This window comes from Mitsuaria sp. 7 (assembly GCF_001653795.1).
Taxonomy (GTDB): domain Bacteria; phylum Pseudomonadota; class Gammaproteobacteria; order Burkholderiales; family Burkholderiaceae_C; genus Roseateles.
This window is the reverse complement of the sequence record NZ_CP011514.1, coordinates 1,663,196-1,689,975: the sequence shown is the minus strand read 5'-3', so window position 1 is coordinate 1,689,975 and position 26,780 is coordinate 1,663,196. Positions and strand designations below refer to the sequence as shown.

General features: G+C 67.8%; 21 protein-coding genes. 11 read left to right on the top strand and 10 right to left on the bottom strand.

What is annotated here, in order from left to right; genetic code table 11:
• Nucleotides 1-54: 54 nt before the first annotated feature.
• From ABE85_RS07500 to ABE85_RS07480, 5 genes are all read right to left on the bottom strand, one after another.
• A complete protein-coding gene (locus ABE85_RS07500; RefSeq protein ID WP_067282121.1) occupies nt 55-723 on the bottom strand; it encodes a GntR family transcriptional regulator in 669 nt (222 codons plus the stop codon).
• Nucleotides 720-2,369 carry a histidine ammonia-lyase gene (gene hutH, locus ABE85_RS07495; RefSeq protein ID WP_067272094.1) on the bottom strand — a complete coding sequence of 550 codons (1,650 nt, stop codon included), beginning with the start codon at nt 2,367-2,369 and terminating at the stop codon, nt 720-722. Before hutH ends, ABE85_RS07500 begins: the two co-directional genes overlap by 4 nt.
• Before the next feature lie 171 nt (nt 2,370-2,540).
• The gene (locus tag ABE85_RS07490) at nt 2,541-3,173 is read right to left on the bottom strand and encodes a LysE family translocator (RefSeq protein ID WP_067272091.1); all 633 of its coding nucleotides are present in this window, start codon (nt 3,171-3,173) and stop codon (nt 2,541-2,543) included.
• A gap of 213 nt (nt 3,174-3,386) precedes the next feature.
• On the bottom strand, nt 3,387-4,337 hold the full coding sequence (locus ABE85_RS07485) for an alpha/beta fold hydrolase (protein ID WP_067272088.1): 951 nt from the start codon (nt 4,335-4,337) through the stop codon (nt 3,387-3,389).
• Nucleotides 4,338-4,418: 81 nt separating this feature from the next.
• Complete coding sequence (locus ABE85_RS07480; RefSeq protein ID WP_067272084.1) at nt 4,419-5,570, bottom strand: MFS transporter; 1,152 nt, start codon at nt 5,568-5,570, stop codon at nt 4,419-4,421.
• 254 nt (nt 5,571-5,824) lie between these two features.
• On the opposite strand from ABE85_RS07480, the gene ABE85_RS07475 reads away from it, so the two are divergent.
• Nucleotides 5,825-6,439, top strand: coding sequence for a TetR/AcrR family transcriptional regulator (locus tag ABE85_RS07475; RefSeq protein WP_067272081.1), 615 nt, complete (start codon nt 5,825-5,827; stop codon nt 6,437-6,439).
• A 78-nt stretch (nt 6,440-6,517) separates the two neighbouring features.
• Here the strand turns inward: ABE85_RS07475 and ABE85_RS07470 are convergent, their stop codons facing one another.
• The 3 genes from ABE85_RS07470 to ABE85_RS07460 are packed head-to-tail and all read right to left on the bottom strand — an operon-like array spanning nt 6,518 to nt 12,067.
• The gene (locus ABE85_RS07470) at nt 6,518-8,566 is read right to left on the bottom strand and encodes a S9 family peptidase (protein WP_067272078.1); all 2,049 of its coding nucleotides are present in this window, start codon (nt 8,564-8,566) and stop codon (nt 6,518-6,520) included.
• Nucleotides 8,563-9,858 (bottom strand): MFS transporter, encoded by a 1,296-nt coding sequence (locus ABE85_RS07465; protein ID WP_197507240.1) that lies wholly within the window; start codon nt 9,856-9,858, stop codon nt 8,563-8,565. Before ABE85_RS07465 ends, ABE85_RS07470 begins: the two co-directional genes overlap by 4 nt.
• 19 nt (nt 9,859-9,877) lie before the next feature.
• Complete coding sequence (locus ABE85_RS07460) at nt 9,878-12,067, bottom strand: TonB-dependent receptor (RefSeq protein WP_067272071.1); 2,190 nt, start codon at nt 12,065-12,067, stop codon at nt 9,878-9,880.
• A gap of 244 nt (nt 12,068-12,311) precedes the next feature.
• On the opposite strand from ABE85_RS07460, the gene ABE85_RS07455 reads away from it, so the two are divergent.
• The 9 genes from ABE85_RS07455 (at nt 12,312) to ABE85_RS07415 (ending at nt 22,701) form a co-directional block, all read left to right on the top strand.
• Nucleotides 12,312-13,229 (top strand): helix-turn-helix domain-containing protein, encoded by a 918-nt coding sequence (locus tag ABE85_RS07455; protein WP_067272068.1) that lies wholly within the window; start codon nt 12,312-12,314, stop codon nt 13,227-13,229.
• A gap of 67 nt (nt 13,230-13,296) precedes the next feature.
• Nucleotides 13,297-14,481, top strand: coding sequence for a DUF2817 domain-containing protein (locus ABE85_RS07450; protein WP_197507238.1), 1,185 nt, complete (start codon nt 13,297-13,299; stop codon nt 14,479-14,481).
• On the top strand, nt 14,478-15,788 hold the full coding sequence (locus ABE85_RS07445) for an FAD-binding oxidoreductase (RefSeq protein WP_067272061.1): 1,311 nt from the start codon (nt 14,478-14,480) through the stop codon (nt 15,786-15,788). The genes ABE85_RS07450 and ABE85_RS07445 overlap by 4 nt, the downstream gene beginning before the upstream one ends.
• A gap of 169 nt (nt 15,789-15,957) precedes the next feature.
• Nucleotides 15,958-17,322, top strand: coding sequence for a glutamine synthetase family protein (locus ABE85_RS07440; protein WP_067272058.1), 1,365 nt, complete (start codon nt 15,958-15,960; stop codon nt 17,320-17,322).
• Nucleotides 17,323-17,332: 10 nt separating this feature from the next.
• Nucleotides 17,333-17,689, top strand: a complete 357-nt coding sequence (locus tag ABE85_RS07435; RefSeq protein WP_067272054.1) for a cupin domain-containing protein — start codon at nt 17,333-17,335, stop codon at nt 17,687-17,689.
• A gap of 12 nt (nt 17,690-17,701) precedes the next feature.
• Complete coding sequence (gabT, locus tag ABE85_RS07430) at nt 17,702-18,988, top strand: 4-aminobutyrate--2-oxoglutarate transaminase (RefSeq protein ID WP_067272050.1); 1,287 nt, start codon at nt 17,702-17,704, stop codon at nt 18,986-18,988.
• A gap of 10 nt (nt 18,989-18,998) precedes the next feature.
• Nucleotides 18,999-19,814 carry a gamma-glutamyl-gamma-aminobutyrate hydrolase family protein gene (locus tag ABE85_RS07425; RefSeq protein WP_067272047.1) on the top strand — a complete coding sequence of 272 codons (816 nt, stop codon included), beginning with the start codon at nt 18,999-19,001 and terminating at the stop codon, nt 19,812-19,814.
• Nucleotides 19,811-21,331 (top strand): aldehyde dehydrogenase, encoded by a 1,521-nt coding sequence (locus tag ABE85_RS07420; RefSeq protein ID WP_067272044.1) that lies wholly within the window; start codon nt 19,811-19,813, stop codon nt 21,329-21,331. Before ABE85_RS07425 ends, ABE85_RS07420 begins: the two co-directional genes overlap by 4 nt.
• Before the next feature lie 11 nt (nt 21,332-21,342).
• Entirely contained in the window at nt 21,343-22,701 is a 1,359-nt protein-coding gene (locus ABE85_RS07415; protein WP_082938410.1) for an FAD-binding oxidoreductase, read from the top strand.
• A gap of 36 nt (nt 22,702-22,737) precedes the next feature.
• On the opposite strand, the gene ABE85_RS07410 is transcribed toward ABE85_RS07415, so the two are convergent.
• Nucleotides 22,738-24,969 carry a diguanylate cyclase domain-containing protein gene (locus ABE85_RS07410; RefSeq protein ID WP_067272041.1) on the bottom strand — a complete coding sequence of 744 codons (2,232 nt, stop codon included), beginning with the start codon at nt 24,967-24,969 and terminating at the stop codon, nt 22,738-22,740.
• A gap of 123 nt (nt 24,970-25,092) precedes the next feature.
• Entirely contained in the window at nt 25,093-25,581 is a 489-nt protein-coding gene (locus ABE85_RS07405; RefSeq protein WP_067272038.1) for a LuxR family transcriptional regulator, read from the bottom strand.
• A 143-nt stretch (nt 25,582-25,724) separates the two neighbouring features.
• Here ABE85_RS07405 and ABE85_RS07400 point away from each other — a divergent pair, with 143 nt between their 5' ends.
• Complete coding sequence (locus ABE85_RS07400) at nt 25,725-26,729, top strand: alpha/beta hydrolase family protein (protein ID WP_067272034.1); 1,005 nt, start codon at nt 25,725-25,727, stop codon at nt 26,727-26,729.
• The last annotated feature ends 51 nt before the right edge of the window (nt 26,730-26,780 follow it).

Genomic DNA, 26,780 nt, shown 5'->3' with positions numbered 1-26,780 from the left:
GGGGGCCGGCCATCGCCTGCGCCTCGATCCCTGCATTGGTAGCCCGGCGGCGCCCTACCCCTGGGAAGCGCGCCAACGCGTCAAGCCCTGAATCAGGGTCTGCCCGGCCTCTGCAATATGCCGCTCCAGCAGCATGCATGCGCGCTCGACATCACCCTTTCGGACGGCCGCCAGCATTTCCCTGTGTTCTCGTTGAGAGCCGGGGTCCCAGGCAATGAACGGCGCGGTGGCGTACATGCATCGGGTGCGCGCCTCATGCAGCACGTCGATGCTTGCCAGCAGACGGCGCATCCCACTCGGCCGATACAGCGCAAAGTGGAATTCCCGGTTCGCAGCTTCCCACGCCTGCATGTCCTTGGCCTTGGCACCCTCGTTGATCGCGGACTGCGCATGGACAAGGTCCGCCGGCGCGATCGACGGCCAGGCGCTGCGGAGTGCCAGAGGTTCCAATGCGGCACGCATGGCGGTGATTTCCACGATGGAAGCGTCGTCCAATGCACTGACGCGCACGCCCTTTCTCGGCTCGCTGATCAGCAACCCACGCGCCTCGACCCGGCGGAAGGCCTCCCGCACCGGCACATGACTGGCTCCGAATTCGGCCGCGATCGCGTCCTGGCCGACACGCTCTCCCGGTCGCAAGACACCGGTCACGATGCGCTCGATGAGCGCACGTGCGATGCGCGCAGGGAGGGTGTTGTCGTCTTCGTCGTACTTGGGGTTCACCACGAGTCCCTGGCGGGCCAGAGGGGGCCACAGCTGACGCCAACCCGCTTGCGCAGAGTGCCATCGGCCAGCAAGGCCGTCACCTGCGCAATGTCATCGTGCATCCATCGATCATCACCCAGCATCGCGGGAACGGTTTCCCGTAACGCCCGCCACGATGCTGAAGTACCGATGCCGAGGGGGAAGTCGGCAAGGTCCCGCTCGCAGAGATCCAGCGCCTGCGCGGCGAGCAGCGTCTCCACGGCAATCACGGACCGGGCGTTGTCCACGATCGTCCGGGTGCGTCGCGCCGCGAAGCAGGAATTGCTGATGTGATCCTCGGTGTTCCCCTTCGCAGGCAGGCTCGTCGCACTGGCAGGGCTGCACAAGCCCATGTTTTCTAGCACAAGCCCTGTGCCCATGCTCTGGGCCACGGCAAAGCCCGAATTGATCCCCGGACGCTGCGCGATCAGATTGCCTGGCAATTCGAAGTTGCAGGAGGGATCGATCAGTCGGGCGCTCCGTCGATCACAGATGGCGGAGAGGTCCGTCACCGCCAGCGCCAGGAAGTCCATGGCCTGCGCGATGTACTGCCCATGGAAGTGCCCCCCGGACACGATCGCGTAGCCCTCCTCTTCCGGGAAGATGAGCGGGTTGTCGGTGGCGCTGTTGATCTCGGTGGCGACGATCGCGTCGACATAATCAAGGGCATCCAGCACGGGCCCGTGGACCTGCGGTATGCATCGCAAGGAATAGGCATCCTGGATCCGCGGCGCCAGCGGCGGCGAGTGCCGCTGGCCCGCCGGGCCCTGCGCGCCAGTCAGACGGACTTGCCTGGCCGGTTCGCTGCATCGCTGGCTCCCGGACAACATCTGCCGTAGAGCGAAAGCGGTCCGCGCCTGACCTGCATGCGGTCGCGCCCGCATGACGCGAGCGTCGAAGGACGACACCTCCCCGCGCAAGGCCTCGATGGTCATCGCTGCGGAGATCATGGCATCGGTCAGCAGCGATCGCGCGTCAAACGCCGCCAGCACCGCGTAGGCCAGGGACGCGGTGGCGCCGTTGATCAAGGCGGTCGCATCCTTGGCCTGGACATCGATCGTCGGTGGCAGGTCACACCGCTCGAAGGCTCGCGCCGCCGGCATCTCCTGACCATCGAAACGGACCCGGCTGTGCGGCAGCCCCATCATCGCTCCGCTCATCAGCGCCAACGGCGCAAGATCGCCGCTGGCGCCGACGCTCCCCTTGGCGGCCACCACGGGCGTGATGCCATGGTTCAACATCGCGATGAGCCGGTCGAGGATCTCCACGCGCACGCCTGAATGGTTGCTGGCGAACGCGTTGACGCGCAATGCCATCATTGCCCGGACCACCTCGGTGGGCATGGCATCGCCCGCGCCTGCGGAATGAGACCGCACCAGATTCGTCTGGAACGCCTCGATGTCTCCAGGGGCGATGCGCTGACTCTTGAGGGCTCCCACGCCTGTGTTGAAGGCGTACATCAGCGGCGCGTCGACCCCCAGCCAGTGCTCTTCGATGTACTGACGCGTGGCCGTCAAGGCTTCGCGCGCGCGCTCCTCCAGGCCGACTCGCGCGCCATCGCGAGCGATCGCGACAACGGCTTCAGCGGTGAGACTGACCCCATTCAGGATGACGATCTGGCCCATGGTCCGATTTTCTCCACGACGACATTTTATAGATTATCTATGAAAACGCCGGACGCAGGCCTGCGCCTGGAACGGGGTCGAACCCGCGGCTACGGATGGTTCATGTCTGAGGACGCTCGCCGGGATTCGCGGGACGCATGAGGACCTGCCCCTCTGGACGCGAGACGCCGCTCACTCGTCCAGGGCGGTGACGATGAGCCGGACCCCGAGGCCGAACAGCAGAGCGCCGGCCACGCGGTCGATCCAGGTCTTGCAACCGAGGTAAACCTTCCGCGGAGCCTCCGATGACAGCAGCAGCGCAACGAACGTGTACCAGCTCGTCTCCACAGCAAACAGCGCCAGCGCCACCCCGATGCCGAAGCCCAACGAATAGCTTTGGGGAAGGAACGCTGCGAACACGCTCGCGTAGACGATGGACGTCTTCGGATTGCTGAGCTGCGTGGCCAATCCACGCCACAACGAACGGGCGAACTGCCGGGAAGCGCCCGCCGGCGTGACGTTGATCGCCAGCGGCTCGCTCGCACCGCGCAGGATCAGGAAACCGAGGTAACAGAGGTAGAGCCCGCCACAGAGCTTCAGCGCGAAATACAGCGTCGGCACGGCTATCAGCACCGCCTGCATTCCGAGCAGCGCCATGATCGCGAACACCATGCCGCCGAGTCCCATGCCAAGCGCGGCCGCCACGCCTTGAGATCGGGAGCCTGCGACCGACATTCGCGCCACCATCACGAAGCTCGGCCCTGGGCTGACGACGCCCACCGACATGACGCCGACGATGCCCGCGAGGGCGACAAGTTCCTTCATGACTCAACTCCTGCCCGACTGGCAACACTTTGCACGACCGGTTCGAACGGCAGCGAGGCGATCTTGATTCGATCCTTCATCTGCTCGATGGAATCAGTCATGCAGACTCAATCTACTAGTTGATAGACTCTATCAGAAGGCGCCCACCATCCCGGCCCACCATCCCGGAGTAGTGGGCGGATGCCATCGCGGCGACAGCATCCTGTGTGCTTGTTACGGCTGGCTGAGGAATCCCGTGACCGCGTCATTCAATGGCGCCGCGCATTCCTCCGGAAGCCAATGACCGCAGGCAGGCAGCACCACCCCCGTGACATCGGTGGCATATCGCTTCATCTGGTCGGCCTGGAACTGCCCCAGGCCACCATGCCCGCCACCGCCGATGGCCATGGCCGGGACGGTGATCTTCCTGTTCGCCAGCACCTTGTTGTCCTGCACGCCCTGGTTCACCACCCGGTAGTACTCGAACGCGGCGTTCAAGCTGTGCGGCTTGGCATACGACCTGGCGTAGAGATCCAGCAGCTTGGGCGTGAACACTTCCTTGTTGGTGGCGTGCACCTTGATGAAGTGTTCGAAGAAGAACCGCTCCTTGCCGGCAATCAACTTCTCAGCCATGTTGCCCCCGGCCGCAAAGAAGCTGAAGTGCCAGACCAGGGACTCCCCCTCGGCGGTGAAGGCCGGGAAGGTGTACATGCTCTCGTCAGGGATAGGCGCCTCCATGTAGACGACCCGCCGGATCTGGTCCTGGTGCGCCACGAGCATCGGATACGTATTCCAGATGCCGATGTCGTGCGCGACCAGGTCGAACTTCTGGCCGCCGCTGAGGTTCTTCGCCAGACCGTAGAGCAGCGGCGCGACATCGGTCGCACGGAACGACGGCGGTACGGCGGACTGCCCCAGACCGGGCAGGTCGGGCGCGACCACCGTGAATTTTTCGGCCAGCCTTGGCATCAATTGATGCCACTCATACCAGGACTGGCCGAAGCCGTGGACCAGATACACGAGCGGCCCCGAGCCCCCTTTGACGTAGTGCAGCTTCACGCCGTCGACGGTCTGGTACTCACTGGTGAAGCCGGCGGGCAGCGGGAACTCGTCCGCGGCGAATGCGGGGGCCGCCAGGGCGAGGGAGATTGCAGCGCAGAGCGCGCGGAGGGTGGGTGGAAGCATGAGCTCTCCTGTTGAAAGATCGAGTAGGAAAAAAAGGGGCGCAGCGAACGTCGCCGGTGTCGGCACGACAGCCTCGCCCGGCTAGATGTCGTGGCGCCGCCTGGGTGGAAAGCCGTGCGCATGCGCGGCACGTGTGATCAGCAGCGCCATCAGCGTCAGCACGGTCACCGCCCACGGGAATGACGACGGCCCCCACGAATCGAGCAGCGCGCCGCCCATGACGCCGCCGCCGGCAATGGCGCTGTTCCAGACCACGACGTTCAGCGACAAGGCCACATCGGCGCCGTCGCCCGCGGCATCGGCGAGGGCCGTCTGAAGCAGCGTGGCCGCGCCGCCGAAGCTCACGCCCCAGACGGCGACGCCGGCAAAGACCGCCAGCGGCGTGTCGGCCCAGGCGATGAACAGCAGGCCTACCCCGGCAAAAGCTGCAAGGCTTCCCAGGACTGCCAGCCGCAGATGGTGGTCCACGAGGCGTCCCGACACGGCGATGCCCGCCAAGGCGGCCACGCCGAACGTGAGAAGGACCAGGTCCACCCGATCGCGCAGCCCCGCCTGCGCCACGAAGGGCGCGACGTAGGTGTAGAGCAGGTTGTGCGCCAGCATCCAGGTGACGACGACCCCGAGCACGGCGCGCACACCTGGCGTGGTCAGCACCTGACGCAATGGCACGCGTTCCGCATCAGCCTGGCCCGGATAGTCCGGCACCTTGGCCAATACCCAGAAGACGAGGAGCAGCGTCAGTCCGGACATGACGGCGAATGCGGTGCGCCAGCCGACCCATCCACCCAGCAGGGTCCCCAGCGGAACCCCGAGGGAGAGCGCGATCGGCGTGCCGACCATCGCGATCGCCAGCGCCCTGCCCTGCTGGTGCGGGGCCACCATGCGTCGCGCATAACCCGCGATCAGGCTCCAGGCCAGCCCTGCGGATGCGCCGGCCATGAAGCGCGCCGCGAGCGTCAATCCCATGTGGGCCGACGCCGCGGTGACCGTGTTGAAGAGCAGGAATCCGACGAGGGTGAGTAGCAGCACACGGCGCCGCGACCAGCGCCGGGTGAGGATCGTCAACGGGATGGCGGCGACGAGCGAACCGAGCGCATACGCCGTCACCAGCTGACCGGCCAGGGCTTGCGACACCCCCATCCCCGCCCCCACCTGCGGCAGCAGACCGGCGGGCAGCGTCTCGGTCACGATGCAGATGAACCCGGTCATGGCCAGGGCGAGCAGTGCCGCCATCGGCAGACGTTCTCCGGCCTCCTGGAATGGGCCACCTCGCCCCCGTGTTGCTTCTGCTTCAAAAACCCTTGCCTTCATCTGCTCAACCCGACTTCTGTATCGATGAGTGCAAATGTAGGTCCTGGCTTTTGGCGAGGTCAACGACTTTTGTATCGACAAGGACAAATGTCGGACTCCGTGGTCGTCGCTTGCCAACAACTTCTGTATCAACTAGTATGTAAGTTGATCAACCTCGTCGCTTGCAGGAATTCACCATGGCCAAGATGGGTCGCCCTCGCGCGTTCGATCGGGACACGGCGGTGTCGGACGCCATGCATCTGTTCTGGGAACAGGGCTATGACGCGACCTCACTGGCGCAGCTCAAGGACAGTCTCGGCGGAGGCATTTCCGCGCCCAGCTTCTATGCGGCGTTCGGGTCGAAGGAGGCGTTGTTCCGCGAATGCGTGGACCTCTATCTGCAGACCCACGGGCGGGTCACGGACAGTCTGCGGGACGGCAGCCTGCCGCCGCGCCAGGCCATCGAGACAGCGCTGCGCCGCTCCGCCGCGATGCAATGCGAGGCGGGCCATCCGCGGGGGTGCATGGTGGCGTTGGGCACCATGGGCGGGTCGTCGCCGACGACTGCCGCCGTGGCGCAGCCGCTGCTGGATTCGCGCGCCGAGACGCGCGCCGGTCTGCGCGCCTGCGTCCGACGCGGTGTCGACGGCGGAGAACTCCGTGCGGACACCGACATCGCCGCGCTTGCCACGGCATTCGACAGCTTCCTCATCGGACTGTCGACCCTCGCGCGCGATGGCGCCAAGGTCAGCCGCCTGCATGCGGCGATTGCACAGGTCATGCAGATCTGGGACGCGGCCCGTCGCCCCTGAGTCCCCGTCAGGAACTGTCCACCGGCAGGCGCGATTCAGCTGGATGGATCAAGCGGCTGAATCAGGGCCGGAGCCCCGTCATGGCCTCGCCGGGTCGTGGCGCTGGAACCAATGGTCGACGAGGTCCACCAGGTCCATCCATTGGCTGGGATGCAGCTCCAGCCCGTGGTTGTTGCCTTCGAAGCTCGCGAGCGCCGCATCCACCCCGCAGAGCTTGAGCGCGGCGTAGTACTGCTCGGACTGGGACATCGGCGTGCGCCAATCCCGCTCGCCGCACATCACGATGGTCGGCGTCTTCACGCGATCGACCACGGACAACGGGGAACGCTTCCAGTAGTCCTCCTGCATGCCGGGGGCCCACGGCGGCGCGGGCCGCCAGTAGAAGGGGTAGTAATCGGGCCGATCCTGGGTGAGCACCGCACTGGTCCAGTCCATGACCCCATAGATCACCGCCGCTGCGGCGAACCGGTCCGAATGACCGATCAGCCAGGCGGTCATGAGCCCGCCCGCCGATTCGCCGGCGAGGAACACCCGGTCGGGGTCGATGCCGCCCTGGCTCACGACGTGGTCCACGGCGTCGACGATCTGCAGGTCGTCCTGGCCTGGCAGGTCATGGTGCAAGGCGTCGCTGTAAGCCTCGCCATAGCCCAGCGACCCCCGCGGGTTCAGCATGAGCACCGCGTATCCGGCCGAGGCCCAGATCTGGGGAACGGCGGCGAACTGCGGCCCCCAGCTCAGGTAAGGTCCACCATGCAGCCACACGAGCAGCGGCAGCGTCTTGTCCGCAGGCGCATCGGGCGGGCGCAGCAGCCAGCCATGCATGGGTGTCGGCGTGGGCGCCCAGAAGGCTTCCGGCCTTGCCAGCGCGCGTTCGCTCAACCAGCTGCCGTGGCTGCTGAGCACCTCGGTGTGATGCCGATGCGCGTCCAGCACCGCGATCTCGTCACTGCGCCCTTCATGGGCGTCCAGCATCGCGATGTCGCCGTCGCGTGACACGGTGAAGCCCTTCATCCACATGACGTACCCGGTGGACAGGGAGCCGCCGACTCCGCCACGGATCTGCGACCACTCGCCCTGCAGATCCACGCGGGCGAGGCAGCCATCCCCCTGGTAGGGATAGAGGGCGAGCAGGCCCGAGCTGTCAGGCAGCCATTGCAACTCCTGATGAATCTCCAGTCCTTGCGGATGAGGCAAGGCGCGGGCTTCTCCGCCGGCGCGCGGCATCACATGCACGATGCAGGTATGGAAGGCGCGACGCCGGTTCTTGAAGCCGACGAAGGCGATCCACTGCCCGTCCGGCGACACCACCGCACGGCAGATCACCCCCTTGAACCGGCTCAGCGTGCGCACCGATCCATCGGCGACACAGAACTCGTGGACCTCCGTGGCCAGCATCGCCTCCGGATCCCAGGGGCCGTCGGGCATGGCCTCCCGTCGCATGGACATCACGACGTATCGGCTGTCCGGTGTCCACGAGATCCGGCCCGCCAGATTCAGCTTGGTGATGCCGCTCACGGGACTGCCATGGTCGAACGGATCGACCGTGAGCTGGCGATGGCGGCCGCTCGTGGTGTCCATCAGGAAGATCTGGTGGTGGCCATGCGGCAGTTCGTCGGCGTCCACGCCTTCCACGCGGCGCACCAGGCGCTCGGTGTAGCGCGCCGGCTTGGCCCAGCGGGGCGTGCGCAAGGCATGCCAGGCGGGCGGCCCGCCCACACGACCGGTGGGCGCAGGTTCGCGCACGAGCATCACGAAGGCCAGGGTGCCGCCGTCGGGCGACCATGCCAGTCCCTCCGCGGCCTCGGGCAAGGTGGCCAGCACGGTGGTCTGCTGCGTGGCGCTGTCCCACAGCACGACCTCACAACCGTCTGCAGTGCCCCGCGTGAACGCCAGTCGCCGACTGTCGGGGGCCCATCGCGGTTGCCCCCCCTTGCCCAGGGATTGAGTCTGGCGTGACGCGCGCTCGATCACGCACACCTGTTCGCCCCAGACGTCTTCTTCCACCCGGGGTTGGATCAGCGTGTGCGCCACCCATCGCCCGTCGGGCGAGATCTGAGGATCGCCAGGAAGGCGGAGCGAGAAGAAGTCTTCGGGATGGAAACCTTGGACTGCCGAGGCCACCGTCATGGGCCGTCTCCTAGAGTGAGGGCAGCATCCCGGCGCGCGTTGCGCCAGGCGATGCCGAGATGGACGAAGAGCAGCACGCCCAGCAGCTTCACGCAGAGCATGGCGTACTTCAGGGCCTCGGGCCCCAGCGTGGGGGCCAGCAGGTCGCTGCCGATGCCGATCAGCAAGGGGCCGCCACCGGCGCCGAGCAGGGTCATGACCAGCAGGAAGATGGAGGAGCCCAGCACGCGCAGGCGACGCGGGACGCTGCCATGCAGCATGGAGAGCACCGGGCCGTTGGGCATCGCGCCGAAGACGGTGGCCGCGACATGGGCTGCGAACGCGAACTTGAGGTTGGGCGCGAACAGCACGCCGAGGATGCAGGGGAAGGTCAGCAGGTAGGTGAGCATGCAGAAGGGCAGCAGCCGCTCGTTGCCGCCCCGACCGAGGCGGTTGCCCAGTGCGCCTCCCAGCACGAGGCCGAGCATGGCGCCGGACGCGTAGGCGCCGCCGAAGAAGGCCGCCGCCTCGTCCGGCGCCAGGCCGAACTGGCGGTTGTAGAAACTGGGCATCCACTGCGACAGGCCGTACACGGCGAAGGACGCCCAGCTGAACCCGAACATGATGTGCACGTAGGCGGGAAGCCGCCACAACTCGCGCAATCCGTCCTTCCAGCGAAGCGGCTCGTCGTCGGTCGCGGCGCCCTGCTCCACCGGGACGGCGGGATGGTTGGGCACCAGCCACCACTGCAGCACCGGCGCGACCAGGGTCAGCAGGCCGAACACCACGAACGCGGTGCGCCATCCATACTGCACGGCCAACCAGCCGCCGAGTACCAGCGGCAGCGTGCTGCCGACGAAGTCACCCGCCGTGTACACGGCCATGGCACCGGACCGCCTGTGAGGCGGGAAGTGCTCGGCCACGAGCGCCTGTCCAAGGGGCCATGCCGCGGCAGGGCCGGCCCCCGAGACGAAGCGGGCCGCGATCAGTTGCCACAACGCATGGCAGCCGGCCGTCATCATGTTGGTGAGCGCGCAGACCAGCATGCTCAGGGCCAGCACCAGCGAATTGCCGTATCGGGCGGCCCAGTGCGAGATCGGCAGCGTCAGCAGCGCGAAGGACACCGCCGACCCGTAGCCGGTCAGCAGCCCGAGGGCCGAGTCGGAGAAGCCGAATTCCGCCTTGATCAGCGGCAGCACGGCCGACAGCAGCGTGCCCCCCGACTGCGAGACGGTATTGACCAGGGTCAGCACGCCCAGCACCACGAGGGCGTGTCCCCTGAGGCCCTGCCTCTCCACGGCGATCGTTCCCACGGCTATCCTCGCCACGCGCTCAGTAGTCATAGCGCAGTGTCACGCCAACGGTCCGGGGACGGATGGGATACCACTGGGTGAAGTTCACCGCGCCCGGATTCTGATAGCTCGAGTAGTTGACGGCGGCGCTGGACTGACCGCGCTTGTCGGTCACGTTCTGCACGAAGGCGCCCAGCTCCCAATGGGTCCAGCCGAAGTTCGTTCGCAGGTCCAGCGTGGTGTAGGCCGGAAGCACGAGGTCGGCATCCAGCTGCGCCTTGCGCTTGCCGAGGTACTGCAGCACGGCGCTGACGCTGCCACTGCTGTCCAGCGGACCGGCGAAGTTGTAGCTGGCGTCGGCCGTGGCCTGGAACTTGGCCGCGCCCGGCAGGTCCGTGCCGGAGGCCACGTCGCGGCCGTTGCCCGAGACGAACGGCGCCTTGATCTGGGCGCTGGTGATGGCCGTCGACAGATTGAGCGCGAAGCTGTTCACCGGCCGCCATCCGAGCGTCGCCTCCAGGCCGTTCGACCGGGCGGAGGCCACGTTGGTGGTGACGATGAAGCCGTTGGGATCCGAGGTGGAGACCTGGATGTCTTTCCATCGCAGCGTGAAGGCGCTCAGCTCCAGCGACAGCTGGCGTGACGGCCGCAGGCGCGCGCCGATCTCGTAGTTCCACAGCGAATCGGACTTGTAGGGGAGCGATCCCGTCGTGTTGATGCCTCCGAAGCGATAGCCGCGCGACGCGGTCGCATAGACGGAGGCCTGCGACGACAGCTCGTAGCGCGTGCTGAACCGGGGCGTGGTCCCGCTCTCGTCGCTCTCGAAGCGGGTGAACGGCGCGCCGAAGTTGGAGCGGTCGAAGTTCACGCGGGTCTTGAAGTAGCGCGCGCCGGCGCCCGCCGTCCACTTCGGCGTCAGCTTCCAGTCGAAGTCGGCGAACAGGGAGTTCTCGGTCGCGCTGCCCTGACGCACGGTCTCGAAGTAGACATCGCCCGGCAGGTCGACCGGATCGTTCGCGCCCGGCAGGGTCACCACCTGCGACCGGAAGAAGTTGACCTTCTGGTGGAACACGCCCACCAGCCAGCTGAGGTCGCCGGTCTCGGTCGGCGCCAGCCGGAACTCCTGGGTGAATCCGTTGGAACGACGGGGCTCGACGTTGATCGCGCGGTCCACGTTGGGATAGTTCACCCCGCCATACAAGGTGAAGTCGGGCACCAGCAGGTAGGTGACGTCCGTCTGCTGCTCGCGACGCTTGGTCTGGTAGCCGGTGAGCGAAGTGAGCTTGAGCCCGCCCATGTCCCAGTTGGCCTGCAGGCTACTCAGGTCGATGCGCGAATCGATGCGGGCATCGGTCGGCGTATCGATGCTGAGCTTCTCCGGATCCGGAAAGACGCCGGAGTCCCCGTTCTGCTTGCTGTGCTGCCGCATGTAGGTGGCCGTCAGGTCCAGCGTGGCGCTGGGCTTGAAGGCCAGGATGACGCGGGCCGACTCCGCATCGTTGGCGTTGATGTCCTTGCGGCCGGTGCCCTTGTTGTCCACGTACCCGGCGTCCCGACGTTTCGTCAGCACGACGCGCAAGGCGGCCACGTCGCTGAACAAGGGCAGGTTGGCCATCAGGTTGGTGGTGTAGCCCGTGCCGCCCTGCCCCACGCTCGATACGCCCGTGAGCACGGAGAACTGCTGCTGCCGCAGCTGCGGCTTGGCGAACAGGTAGCGCACCGCGCCGCCCAGCGACGCCGAGCCGTACAGCGCGCCTTGCGGTCCGCGCAGCACTTCCACCCGCTCCAGGTCGAAGGGGGGAACGTCGGGGCTGGAGATGTAGACGTAGGGGTCGGTGAACGGGATGTCCTCGATGTAGATCCCCGTGGGGGTCTGGCCGAAGATGACGTTGTCGGAGCTGGTGTTGGTGCCGATGCCGCGGATGCTGTAGAGCGCGCCGTCGGCATTGCCCTTGTTGAACTGCACGCCCGGCGTCAGCTTGAAGAGATCCTCCGCGTCCTTGACGCCCATCTGCTCCAGCTTGCTGCCCGACAGCGCGGTGACGGTCCCCGCGACCTCGTCCTGCAGTTGACGTCGCTTGCTGGAGGTGACTTCGACCCGATCCAGTTCGGCGACCGGTTTGCCGATCGGCTTGTCGGCCGTCTTGTCCGCGTCGACCTTCCTGCTGGCCGGGGGCTCGTCGGGCCCCGTCGCGGGCGCGGTCTGCGCCGAGGCACCGAGGCTGATCACACTGCCGAGTACCAGCAGTGAGCAGTGAAGCGTCTGCCTCGAAACAGGTCTGTAAAGGGGTCGTGAGGGCGATTCTCGAAGGACCATGCAATTTCTCCGAAGTGGGGGCGTTCGGGCTGCTGTCGACAGCGGTGGCCGGGGCCGCCGCATCGCATGGAGCGCATCGTAGGGAGCCTGTCATGCCACTGAAATATCCCCCGCGAGCTAAGCTGTAACCCATGGGTCCGGGGTGCCTGGACGCTGCATGATCCAGGACATGGTCGAGATCCCCGCGTTGCCGAACCGTCCCTCCCCTCGCAAGAACCGCCGCCGGACCTGCTTCGCGCTGGCCCTGGATGCCGACGGCATCGACCACCTGGCGGCGATGAACGCCGCCATCGGACTGCCGGGCTTCTTCGCAGCGATGCTGAGCTTCCTGCGCCTGCTGATCGATGCGGAACAGGGCGTGATGCTGCGATACGCCGTGGATGAACGCCCGTCCTACCTCGCCATCGACGCCCCCGCGGCGCGGCAGCGCGGCGCGCGCGAGGAGGTCTACATCAACGGCCCCTACATCCTGGACCCGGCGTATCAGCTGTTCATGAGCGGCCAGGCCGACGGCGCCTACGCCATGTCCGAGTACGTGCCGGACAACTTCCAGCAAGGGGAGTTCTTCGAGATCTTCTTCCGCAACACGCACCTGATCGACACGATCGACATCTTCTGGCGGATCGACGAGCGCAGCGGCATCGCCATCTGTCTGGGACGGGAGGACGAGACGCCCCCCTTCGAGGCCGCCGAGATCGCATTGATCCGCCACACGCTGCCGCTGCTGTTCAGCGCGCTGCGCCGGCATCACGACCTCGCGGCGCCCGCCGCGCGCGACGAGGCCAACCACCTGGTGCATCGCAAGGTGCAGACCACCATGGAGCAGTTCGGCGCGTCGCTGCTCACCAAGCGCGAACGCGAGGTGCTCTTCTACATGCTGAGCGGCTACTCCTCGGAGCAGACCGCCGACCGGCTGCACACCGCCGAAGGCACCATCCGCAACCAGCGCAAGAGCATCCATCGCAAGCTCGAGACGGGGTCCCAGGCCGAGCTGTTCTCGCTCTTCATCCAGTGCATCCCCTTCGCCGACCCCGACCAGCCCGTGGATCCGCTCGTGCAGGTGCAGGCGCGCTGATGCAGGGTTAACTCGTATGCCGGGCCGGCTATGGCCGTCGGCAGGGCTCCTGCCTAGCATCCCATGCATGCTGCAAGCCGACTCCTCCCCCTCCTCCGGCCCGTCCTCCCCTTCCGCCCCCGCCGCCGCTTCCGCCCGTTTCCCCGACACCTACGCCGAGGCACGCACCGCCTGGCTGGCGGAAGTCCAGCGGCTGGGCGGCGAGTGGCAGGGCTTCCAACACCCGGGGCTCGGTCCTGACGGTGAAGTGCTCTGGATGGATGCCGCGTGGTTCGGCGAACCTGCGGCGCGGCAGGTGTTGGTCGTGGCCTGCGGCACGCATGGCATCGAAGGGTATGCGGGCTCGGCCGTCCAGACCGCCTGGCTGGCCCAAGGCGGCCCCGCGAACCCTCCGGCCGACACCGCGGTGCTGCTGATCCACGCGGTCAATCCCTGGGGCTTCGCCCATCGGCAGCGGGTCACGGAAGACAACGTGGACCTGAACCGGAACTTCCGCCATCACGGGACGACGCCGACGCCGGACAACCCGGGCTACGACGAGCTGCATCCGCAGCTGGCGCTGGCGCACTGGGACGAGGAGGAGATCGCCCGCGCCTTCGCCGCCATGGACGCCTACCGCGAACGGATGGGTGAGAAGGCGTTCTCCGATGCCTTCAACGGCGGACAGTACAGCCGACCCGATGGGATCTTCTTCGGCGGCACCAGCCCCTGCTGGGCCAACACGACCCTGCGTGGCCTGCTGCGCAGTCGACTCGCCGGTGCCAGGGCTTGCCTCTTCGTCGACCTGCACACGGGCATCGGTCCTTACGGTGAGCCGTTCCTGATCAACGTCGACCCGCCGGCGTCGCCGGCGCGCGAGCTCGCACTGAGCGTCTGGGGCGAGGAAGCGCTCAGCGGCAAGGGTTCCACCCACAAGGCCCTGGCGACCTTCCAGGGTCTGCTGCTCGACGCCTTCGCCGACGAACTGCCGCACTGCCGCACGTCCGCCGTGGCCATCGAATTCGGCACCCGCGAGCGCCGCGTCATGCAGCGCGCCCACCTGGCGCTGATGTGGCTGCGCCGGCAGACCGGGGACGCCGCCGCAACGCCTGCCGCGCGCGCGGCGCGCGCCGAATATGCCGAAGCCTTCATGCCGAGCGATCACGGCTGGCGCGACTCGGTCATGCGCGCAGGCACGGCGCTGTGCCGGCAGGCCTGGAGCGCCGTCGCGGACGGCCAACTCGTTGGCTTCATGCCCGTGGAGCGGACATGAACTATCTGAACGAGGATCTGGCGCTGGCGCGCGACTCCTACTACCTCGAAGGCACGACGCGCGATCCCGTCCACGCGCCGCTGCAGGGCGAGCAGGACTGCGATGTGGCCATCGTGGGCGGCGGGCTGGCGGGCCTGTCCGCCGCCATCGAGCTGGCGGAACGAGGGTTCCGTGTCACGGTGCTGGAGGCACGCGAACTGGGCTCCGGCGCCAGCGGACGCAATGGCGGACAAGCCATCCACGGACTGGCCTGCGACCAGCGGGAGATCGAGCGTCAACTCGGCGAAACGCGCGCCCGCGAAGTCTGGAAGATGAGCATCGAGGCGCTCGACATCCTGCGCGAGCGCATCGCGCGCTTCGACATCGATGCGCAATGGCGGGACGGTTTCCTCGGCGTGGCCGTCAACGGACGCAAGGCGCGCGAGCTGCTCTCCCACGCCGATCATCTGGAGCGGCATTACGACTACCCGATGAGGCGCATCGCCCGCGCGGATCTGCCGGCCTGGATCGCCAGCGCACGCTACGTCGCGGCGGTGCACGACCCCCGCTCCGGCCACCTGCACCCGCTCCGGTACACGCTGGGCGTGGGCCGCGCCGCGGCCTCGCTGGGCGTCACCCTCCACGAACACAGCCAGGTCACGGCCGTGGAACCCGGACGACGCCCCGTGCTCGTCACGGCGGGCGGGCGACTGAAGGCCCGCAAGGTGCTGCTGGCCGGCAACGTCTACCTCCAGGGCCTGGCGCCGGCACTGGCCCCGCGCATCATGCCGGTCGGCACCTACATCGCGGCGACCGCGCCGCTGCCGCCCGACCAACTGCGCGCGCTCATCCCGTGCGGCGCCGCCGTCTGCGACAACAACTTCGTCCTGGACTACTTCCGCCCCTCCCAGGACGGCCGTTTGATCTTCGGAGGGCGTGCGAGCTACAGCACGCTCACGCCCTCCGGCCTCGCGGACAGCATGCGCAAGCGCATTGCGACAGTCTTCCCGCAACTCGCGCAGGTGCAGATCACGCATGCGTGGGGCGGTTTCGTCGACGTGACGATGAACCGCGCGCCCGACTTCGGCCGCCTGCCGGCCGCCCGCGGCCAACCCGACAACATCTACTACCTGCAAGGCTTCTCGGGCCACGGCCTGGCGCTGACCGGACTCTCCGGCCGCCTGGTGGCCGAGGCCATGGCCGGCGACGCGCAGCGCTTCGACACCTTCGCCGCGTTGCGCCATCGCGCCTTCCCGGGTGGCCGCTGGCTGAGGACTCCCGCGCTGGTCGCGGGCATGGCCTATTACCGCCTGAAGGACCTGCTATGAGCCGCACGCCCATCCGGGGATCACGCCGCGCGTGGCAACGCGTGTCCGTCCGGGAGCCGGAACCTCCCGACGGCCTCCGCTGACGGCCCCGCCCTCCCCCACATCAACGACAGCGCAGGCAGCCCGTGCACGGCACGCGGCGGGATGCGCTCGCCCATCGAGAAGCGACATGGACAAGAGCACCTTCACCTTCACCGACCTGGAACACTGGCTGGACCAGCATCGCGTCACCGAGATCGAATGCCTGGTGCCCGACCTCACCGGCGTGGCCCGCGGAAAGATCCTGCCGCGCGAGAAGTTCACCGAGGACCGCGGCATGCGCCTGCCCGAGGCCGTGGTGGGCCTGGGCGTCACGGGCAACTTCCCCGACGAGGGCCCGTATTACGACGTCATCCACCCCACGGATCGCGACATGCACCTGCGGCCCGATCCGAGCAGCGTGCGCATCGTGCCCTGGGCGTCCGACCCGACGGCGCAGGTGATCCACGACTGCTTCGACCGCGACGGAAAACTGGTGCCCTTCGCGCCCCGTTCGGTGCTGCGGCGGGTCTGCGACCTGTTCGCCGCGGAGGGCTGGACGCCCATCGTGGCGCCCGAGCTGGAGTTCTATCTGATCGAGCGCAACAGCGATCCGAACACGCCGCTGAAGCCGCCGCGCGGCCGCAGCGGCCGCGCGGAGACCTCGCGCCAGGCCTACTCGATCGATGCGGTGAACGAGTTCGATCCGCTGTTCGAGGACATCTACTCCTACTGCGAAAAGATGGAGCTCAACGTGGACACCCTGATCCACGAAGTCGGAGCCGGCCAGATGGAGATCAACTTCTTCCACGACGAGCCGCTGGGGCTGGCCGACGAGGTCTTCTTCTTCAAGCGCATCATCCGCGAGACCGCGCTGCGCCACGAGATGTACGCCACCTTCATGGCCAAGCCCATGGCGGGCGAGCCGGGCAGCGCGATGCACATCCACCAGAGCGTGGTGGACCGGGCCAGCGGCCGCAACATCTTCAGCAACGCCGACGGATCGCCCAGCCAGGAGTTCCTCTGGTACATCGGCGGACTGCAGAAGTACACCCCTGCGGCGATGGCGCTGTTCGCGCCCTACGTCAACTCCTACCGGCGACTCGCGCGGTCGACCGCGGCCCCGATCAACATCCAGTGGGGCACCGACAACCGCACGGTGGGCATCCGCTCTCCGCTGGCCACGCCCAACGCCCGGCGCATCGAGAACCGGGTGATAGGCGCGGACGCCAACCCCTACGTGGCGCTGGCGGCGACGCTGGCCTGCGGCTACCTGGGCATCCGCAACCGCATCGAGCCCTCACCGGAATGCGAGGGCGACGCCTACCTCGGCGATCACCAGCTGCCGCGCTCGCTGGGCGAAGCCCTGGCGCTGCTGGCGGACGAGAAGGACCTGCGCGAGGTGCTGGGCCACGAGTTCATCACGGTGTATTCGGAGGTCAAGGCCCTGGAACACGATGAGTTCATGAAGGTGATCTCCCCTTGGGAACGCGAACACCTGCTGCTGCACGTGTGAGGGCCGGCGCATGTGCATCACCGTGAAGCCATGGAGCGATCCCGTCGAGCCTTCGCGCTACCGCCTGCCGCCTGAGAAGTTGATCGAGGGCGATCCCCTGCAGACGCTGTGGGTGCATCACGTGGATGCCAGGCAGCGCTTCAGCGCCGGCTACTGGCACAGCGAAGTCGGCAAGTGGCACGTGGCCTACACCGAGGAGGAGTTCTGCGAAATCCTGGAAGGGGTCAGCCTGCTCACGGATGCGCAGGGCCACACCAGCACCTTGCGCGCTGGCGATCGCTTCGTCATCCCGCGCGGATTTCGTGGCTGCTGGGAAGTGATTGAGCCCACCCGGAAACTTTTCGTGGCCTACGAGGACGAGGCCTGACGAGGAACATCGATGTCGAAGAACCAGGATCTCGAAGGGCGCCGGCGCCTTGCAACCCCACGCGGCGTGGGCGTGATGTGCGACTTCCATGCCGACCGCGCGGAGAACGCCACGCTGTGGGATGTGGAGGGTCGCGCCTTCACGGACTTCGCGGCTGGCATCGCCGTGCTGAACACCGGCCACCGCCACCCGCGCATCGTGCAGGCCATCGAGCAGCAGTTGCAGCGGTTCACCCACACGGCCTATCAGATCGTCCCTTACGAGAGCGCCATCGCCTTGGCTGAACGCATCAACGCCTTGGCGCCCATCGACGGGGCCGCCAAGACGGCGTTCTTCACGACCGGGGCCGAGGCCGTGGAGAACGCGATCAAGATCGCTCGCGCGGCCACGGGCCGTCCGGGGGTTGTCTCGTTCGGCGGGGCCTTTCACGGCCGCACGCTCATGGGGCTGGCGCTCACGGGAAAGACGATCCCCTACAAGCAAGGCTTCGGTCCTTTCCCCGGCGAGGTGTATCACCTGCCCTTCCCCGCCGCCAGGCGGGGGATCACGGTCGAACAAAGCCTGGGGGCGCTGCGCCAGCTGTTCCAGTGCGACATCGAGCCCGCGCGGGTGGCGGCCGTCATCCTGGAACCGGTGCAGGGCGAGGGAGGCTTCCACCCAGCGCCGCCCGAACTCACCGCCGCTCTTCGGCGCGTGTGCGATGAGCACGGCATCCTGCTGATCGCCGACGAGATCCAGACCGGCTTCGGGCGCACAGGCACCCTGTTCGCCATGGAACAGCATCAGGTCAAGCCGGACCTGATCACCATGGCCAAGAGCCTGGCGGGCGGCATGCCGCTGTCGGCGGTCTGCGGCCGTGCCGAAGTCATGGACGCACCGGCACCGGGCGGTCTCGGCGGGACGTACGCCGCCAACCCGCTCGCCGTGGCGGCGGCGCACGCCGTGCTCGACGTGATCGAGGAGGAGGCACTCTGCGAGCGGTCCCGCCAGCTCGGCCCGCGCCTCGTCCAGTTCCTCCGGTCCCGACAGGCGCGCTGTCCATCGCTGGTCGAAGTCCGTGGCCTGGGTTCCATGGTGGCGGCGGAATTTGCGGACCCGCAAGACGGCCGACCCAGCGCCAGATTCGCCCAACGCGTGCAACAGGCGGCGCTGTGGCGCGACCTGCTGTTGCTGACCTGCGGACAGGACGGCAACGTGATCCGCTTCCTGTATCCGCTGACCATTCCCGAGCCCCAGTTCGACGCCGCGCTGCAGGTGCTGGCAGAGGTACTCGATGCGGTCTCGGCCCATCCGGAATGAGGACTTGAACATGCGCTCTGCAAGCGAACCCATCGAAGCCCCGCTGGCCCGCAACGCGCCGCGTGTGCTGCTGCCCGCGTGCAATCTCTCGCTCGGGGTCCACCCCTTCCACGTCGTGGGTCGAAAGTACGTGGAGGCCGTGCGCCTGGCCGGTGCCTATCCGGTGATCGTGCCGGCCGCCCATCCCGACGAACTGGAGGGGTGGCTCGATCAGGCGGACGGCGTGCTGCTCACCGGTTCGCCGTCCAACGTGCATCCGACGCACTTCGGTGCCGAGGTGCACGACCCGGCGCTGCCGCTGGATCCGCTCCGCGACACCTGGACCCTGCCGCTGATCCGGCTGGCCTTGGCCCGAGGGCTTCCGCTGCTGGCGATCTGCCGCGGCTTCCAGGAGGCCAACGTCGCGTTGGGCGGCAGTCTGCATCAGGCGGTACATGAGCAGGAGGGCCTGGCGGACCATCGCGCGGACGACGATCAACCGATCGATCTGCAGTACGGGCCGGCACACCGCGTCCTGATCGAGCCGGGAGGCCTGCTGGCGCGCCTGACGACCGGGAGCGAACTCACGGTGAACAGTCTCCACGGCCAGGGCATCGATCGCTTGGCACCCGGCCTGCGCGTCGAGGCGCGCGCGCCCGACGGGCTCGTGGAAGCGTTCACGCCGGTGCACGGCCGGGGCTTTGCGCTCTGCGTGCAATGGCATCCCGAGTGGCAGGCCGGGCAGAACACGGCTTCCATCGCCATTCTCCAGGCGTTCGGCGCGGCCTGCCGGGCGTGGCGCGATCAGCGCCAGGCCGCCACCTCGACAGAAAGGAACCAAGGATGAACGCGTCACTTCCGTTGCCGAAGAACGACTGGACCGCCCGCGCCGCGGCGCTGCGCCCGGATGGCCGCCTCCTGATCAACGGTGAACGACGCGCCAGCCTCAGCGGCGCGACCTTCGCCAAGCATTCGCCGGTGGACGGCCGGCTGCTCGGCCCCGTGGCTCGCGGCAGCGCCGAGGACATCGACGCCGCCGTGGCCAGCGCACGCCAGGCTTTCGAAGACGGTCGCTGGCGCGAGCGCTCGCCGCGCGAGCGCAAGCGCGTGCTGCAGCGATGGTCCGACCTGCTGTTGTCCCACCGGGACGAACTAGCGCTACTTGAAACGCTGGATATGGGCAAGCCCATCACCCACAGCCGGGATGTGGACGTGCCCTCCAGCGCCCACTGCCTGGCCTGGTACGGCGAGGCGGTCGACAAGATCTACGACGAGATCGCGCCTACCTCCAGCCAGGCGCTGGCCCTGATCACGCGCGAGCCCATGGGCGTGGTCGGCGCGATCGTGCCCTGGAACTATCCGCTGATCATGGCCGCCTGGAAGCTGGGGCCGGCACTGGCCGCCGGCAACAGCGTGGTGCTCAAGCCCAGCGAGAGGTCGCCGTTCACCGCGCTGCGCCTGGCCGAGCTGGCCCTGGAGGCCGGACTCCCTCCCGGTGTGCTGAACGTGGTGCCCGGATTCGGCGCGGAAGCGGGCGAGGCCCTCGCCTTGCACATGGACGTGGACGCCATGGGGTTCACCGGCTCCACGCGCGTGGGGCGACGGATGCTGGCGTGCGCCGCGCAATCCAATCTCAAGCGGGTCTACAACGAGCTGGGCGGCAAGTCGGCCTTCCTGATCTTCGCCGACGCCGACCTGGAACGCGCTGCGCGAACCGCCGCGGCCAGCGTGTTCTTCAACCAGGGGGAGAGCTGCAACGCGCCGACCCGGCTGCTGGTGCATCGCTCCCGGCTGGACGAGTGCCTGGCTGTGATGAAGGACGAGGCCAGGCGCTTCGTCCCTGGCGATCCCCTGGACGACGCCTGCAGGATGGGCGCGCTGGTGGACGAGGCGCAGATGCAGACGGTCCTCGGCTACGTGGCCGCGGGCCGCGAGGAAGGGGCGCAGCTCGACCTGGGCGGCCAGCGGGCGCGTACGTCCAGCGGCGGCTTCTATGTGGAACCGACGATCTTCCGCGGCGTGGACAACGGCATGCGCATCGCCCGGGAAGAGATCTTCGGACCGGTGGTGGGCGTGATGAGCTTCGACGACGAGCACGAGGCCATCGCGATGGCCAACGACAGCCCGTACGGACTGCAGGCCAGCGTCTGGACCGGCCAGGTCGATCGCGCCCACCGCGTGGCAAGGCGCCTGCGCGCCGGCACCGTGCACGTGAACCAGTACGACGAGGACGACATCACCGTCCCGTTCGGCGGGTTCAAGCAGAGCGGCAATGGCCGCGACAAGTCGCTGCACGCATTCGAGAAATACACCGAGCTCAAGACGACCTGGCTGCGCATCGCCGGGTCGCCGGACCGGGCCTAGCCGACGACGCCATGCAGACGACTGTCTTCAGCCAATCCGGACAACACGGGCGACCCGGCCAACCCGGCCAGGCGCCCCATCCACGCCCCGCGACGAACGACACCCACGCGCCCAGCTACTACGCCGCCACCGCCCTGCCGCAACCGCCTCGTCCACCCTTGCGAGGCCGGGCCGAGGCCGACGTCGCCGTGATCGGCGCCGGCTACACGGGTCTCTCCGCCGCCCTGCACCTGGCCGAGGCTGGATTCCGTGTCGTGGTGCTGGAAGCCCGGCGCGTGGGCTGGGGCGCTTCCGGCCGCAACGGCGGCCAGCTGGTGCACAGCTACTCGCGCGACCTCGACGTGATCGAGGCCCGCCATGGCGTCGACACGGCCCGGGCGCTCGGCAGCATGGCGTTCGAAGGCGCGGCCATCATCAAGCAGCGCATCCGGCACTACGGCATCGACTGTCACTTCCGGCCCGGCGGCCTGTTCGCCGCCATCAACAGCCGGCAGGTCGACCAGCTGGCGCATCACAAGGCCCTGTGGGAACGCTTCGGTCATGCCGAGCTCGAGATGCTGGATACAGGGCAATGCGAAGCCGCGGTCGGATCGACCCGCTACCGCGCCGCCTTGCTCGATCGCAGCGCCGGCCACGTGCATCCCCTGCGGCTGGCACAGGGCGAGGCCCAGGCCTTCGAGTCGCTGGGAGGCGTGATCCACGAAGACTCGACCGTGACGCGCATCGAGCGCGGCGAGCCGGCCGTGGTGCATACGGCCGACGGCGAAGTGCAGGCGCGCTACGTGATCGTGGCGGGCAATGCCTACCTGGGTGGCCTGGTGCCGGAACTCGCGGCCCGCACCATGCCTTGCGGCAGCCAGGTCGTGGCGACCGAACCGCTGGGGGAACGCTTCGCCGAGATCCTCCCGCAGAACCTCTGCGTGGAAGACTGCAACTTCCTGCTCGACTACTTCCGCCTGTCCGCCGACCGGCGCCTGCTGTACGGCGGCGGTGTCACCTATGGCGCGCGCGACCCCGCCCACGTGGAAGCGATGATCCGGCCCAAGCTGCTGAAGACCTTCCCCCAGTTGCGCGACGTGCGCATCGACTTCGGATGGACAGGCAATTTCCTGCTCACCCTCTCCCGGTTGCCGGAGGTCGGCCGGCTCTCACCGAACATCTACTACTCGCAAGGCTGCTCCGGTCACGGCGTCACCTTCACGCACCTGATCGGCCGGGTCCTGGCTGAAGCCCTCCAGGGTCAGGCGGAGCGCTTCGACGCGTTCGCTTCGCTGCCGCACTATCCCTTCCCCGGCGGGCGGCTGCTGCGCGTCCCGTTCACCGCGCTGGGGGCTTTCTGGTACGACCTGCGGGACAGGCTGCAGCGCTGAGGCGCTGAGGCGCTGCCTCATGCGCCGTGAATGGTCTCAGGCCATGTCGGCCGACACGCAGCGCGCCCGTCCCGTCGACTTGGCCTGGTAGAGGCAGTCATCCGCCAGCTCGATGAGGGACTGCTTCGTCACGTCGCTGCGGGGATGGGTGGTGGCCACGCCGATGCTGACGGTCACGTGCTCTCCGGCGCCGTCCGCCCCGTGACGCAGCTGCAGCTTGCGGACTTCCTGCTGGATGCGCTCGGCGACGACGACCGCGAGGGTCAGGTCGGTGGACGGCAGGACGAGGACGAACTCCTCGCCGCCATAGCGCGCCACGATGTCGTGCTCGCCGCGGACCGCGCTGCGCAGGGCCTGGGCGATCTGCCGCAGGCACTCGTCGCCCATGACGTGCCCATGCAGGTCGTTGTATTTCTTGAAGTGGTCGACGTCGCACAGGAGCACCGACAGCGGTCGTTGCCGCGCCATGTGCTGGTTCCATTGATTCTCGAAGTGCGTGTCGAAGGCCGTCCGGTTGAACAGCTGCGTCAGGCCGTCGTGGAACGCCGTGTGCTGCAGCGAGGCATTGGCGAGGCGCAAGGCCTGTTGGGCCCTCAAGGTCTCCGCGACCTGGGCCTCCAGCGCAGCGGTGCGCGCCTTGACCAGGCCTTCGAGCTGCAGCGCGTAGTCCCGGGCGGCGATGGTGTTCTCGACCTGGCTGATGGCGTGGCTGATGGTGTGACTGAAGCTGGTATCGGGGTACGGCCCCCACCAGGACGGCGGCTCGTACACGATCAGGCCGTAGTGGATCGCGTTGACGAGGAGCGGCGTCAACACCAGCAGCTCGCCGGTGAGCCGCCCCCACACGGCGGCCGGCAGGATGTCCCGGGTGGGGAACCAGGATTCATCCGCCGCCGCAGTGCCCGAGCTGTCCAGTACCAGGCGCGACCGCTCCGGTATCACGGACTCGAACCGCTCGTAGAGCACCATCGCATGGCGGTCCAGGCCGACATGCCTCAGGAACCTCGACAGCTCGTGCCGGAGATGCTCGTGGCTCTCGCAATTGAACAGCCGCGGCACCATCTCGCCGAAGCCGGCGCGCAGACTGTGACGGCGGGAGTTGTCCCGCTGGATCACGCCGGCCAGGGACGAGAGCGCCGCCAGCGCCAGCCGGGCCACCGTGGGATCGGCGTGATCACGGTCGACCACACCGGCGAACTGGTCGCGCCACATCGGGTATTCCACTTCGATGAGCGGGCGGCGGGACAGCGCCTCGTTCCAGGCCTCCAGGAACGCCTGATGCCGCTCGGCGTCCGGGGCCATCTCGTCGAACCGCGCCATCCATCGACGCAGGGGATCGGCCAGATAGCTCTCGATGCCGCCCTTGGACACACTGGCGCCGGCCGGCATCGAGCGCGCACTGGCGTGCCGGCCGCCGGCGCCGCAGGACTCCCGCACGACCAGTTCGGCCTGGAGCACCCGCGTGTCGGGCCAGCCCTGGGGGGCCGGCGCTTCAAGCATCGTGAGCAGCATCAGTGCCGCTTCCCGGCCCTGCTCGTAGACCGGCATGCGTACCGTGGTCAGGGCGGGCACGACGTGGTGGATCGCGTCGTCGAAGCCGACCACCGCGACGTCCTGCGGGACACGCAGCCCGGCGGCGTTGACGGCCCGGACGCAGCCGTCCGCCATGTCGTCGTTGGCGCAGACGATGGCCTGGACATCGCGCCTGCGGTTCAGGAGTTCCTGCACGAGGCGGAAAGCCTTCACCGAGGCGAAGTCGCCGGTCATCAGCAGATCGTCTTCAACAGGAATGCCTCGCCCCTCGAGGCTGGCGCGGAAGACGGACTCCCGCTCCTCTGAATCCGCGTTGCCGGGGATTCCCCTCAGCATGGCCAGCTTGCGGTAGCCCATCGTGTCGAGCAGGTGCGTCATCAGCGCCGACATGCCGGGCACGTTGTCGATCAGGACGTTGCCGGCGTGCCGCAGCGGGCGTCCGATGCTGACGACGGGCAGTGAGAAGGTCCTGATCCACTCGCTCAAGGCCTCGTCGGACACCTGGGGCCCGACCACCGTCGACAGCACGATCACGCCGCAGAAGTTCCGGCCGTCGATCAAGCCGTAGACGTCGTTGGCGTGCATCGGGCCGGTATCGGGCGGTCGCAGGGACTGGCCGAGGATCAGCAGTGAATCCACCCCGTTGACGCGGAGCACGTCACTGATCCCGCAGACGATCTTGATCTGGTACGTGTGCAGGTTGTTCGCAACAATCGCGACGCGGCGCGGGCGCATATTTTGATTGCGAGTCGTCGGTATCCGGCAAATCCTACTCCAGGAAAAACCGCCGGCAGAAAACCGGCAGATGTCCGATGGCCCCTCGCCGTGCTCGAAGGACGACGGCCGCGCCCGCCGGGGTCAAGGGTTGCCGGCGGCCCGCGTGAAGTGCGCGGTGCGCAGCACCGGCGCGCCGTCCCTGAAGTACACCTCGGTCTCGGTGAGCACGGCGCCATCGCCGCTGACCGAATAGACCCGGGTCGAGCGCGGGATCCCCTCGTAGACGAATTGCATCACCAGCACATTGGGCTCCGGCATCTTGGCCGCGACCACGTCGACCTGATAGGTCCCGGTCGCACGGCCCGTCGTCCCGTCCAGCGCCACCGTGGACGATGAATGCAGCCGCGTGCCCTTCGCGTCGATGATCTCGACCTGCGTCGACCACCTGCCGTCGGAGCCATCGCGGAAGGACAACGCCACCCGCTTGGGCCGCAGCTCGGGCGGCATCGGCAAGGTGGCGACATCCAGCGTCCATTCGCCCACGAGCGGCGAGGCTGTCGACGGTGCGGCGGCCACCGGCACGCCGATGAGCGCACCGACCAGCAGCCATGCGGCGAAACGGCTTGTCATCCCTGTCCCCTTGAAGATGTCTGAGCGCGAACTGGCGCCCCGTGGATCGTAGCAACGAGCCCTCCCCACTCCCGACGCGACTTCTCCTGCATGGTTCAATCAAGACAGGATTCCCCTCGAACAACCGTCCGCATTGGAGCCCCATGCACAAAGATCCGAGCACGCCCACTGGCACTGTCCATCGCCTGACCCTCGACAGCGAGTTGCTCGCCGGCAACCTGGTCGGCGCCCCCACCCGGCGTCGCGTGAACGTCTACATCCCGCACGGCCATGACGGTCGTGGGCTGCCGCTGCTGGTGGACATCGTGGGCTTCACCGCCGGCGGCCCGGTGCACACGAACTGGAAGAACTTCGGCGAGAACCTGCCTGAGCGGCTGGACCGTCTGATCGCTTCCGGAGCGATGCCGCCCGTCGTCGTGGCCTTCCCGGACTGCTTCACGAAACTCGGCGGCAACCAGTACGTCAACTCGGTCGCCATGGGGCGCTGGGACGACTTCCTCCGCGACGAGGTGGTGCCCTTCGTCGAGCAGCGTTTCGACTGCGGCGGCAACGGCCGTCGCGGCCTGTTCGGCAAGTCCAGCGGCGGCTACGGCGCGATGGTCCACGCCCTGCTCCATCCGGACTTCTGGTCCGCGGCCGCCGTGCACTCCGGCGACATGGGCTTCGAACTGCTCTATCGCCACGAGTTCGTCCCGGTGCTGCGTGCGCTGGCCAAGCAGCCCGACATCGGCCAATGGGTCGATGCCTTCTGGGCTGCGATGAAGCCCAAGGACAGCGACGTCCACATCCTGATGATGTTCGCGCAGGCGGCGAGCTTCGATCCAGATCCTGCGGCGCCCTACGGCGTCCGGCTGCCGGTGACTTCCGACACCTGCGAGCTGATCCCGGACCGCTGGGCCCACTGGCTGGCCTGGGACCCGCTGACGCTGGTGGAATCGCATGGCCCCGGCCTGAGCGCGCTCAAGGCGCTCTACATCGACTGCGGCAACGTCGACCAGTACAACCTCGTCTACGGCGCCCGCCGCATGCACCGGCGGCTGGATGCGATGGGCGTGAAGCACCACTACGAGGAGTTCGACGACGATCACACGGCCGTCGACTACCGGATGGACATCAGCCTGCCGGTCCTGGTGAAGGCGCTGTCCTGAGCCCCTGATGCGGGACACGCCGGGGCCAGGTCTTGCTTGTCTGGCGGCGCG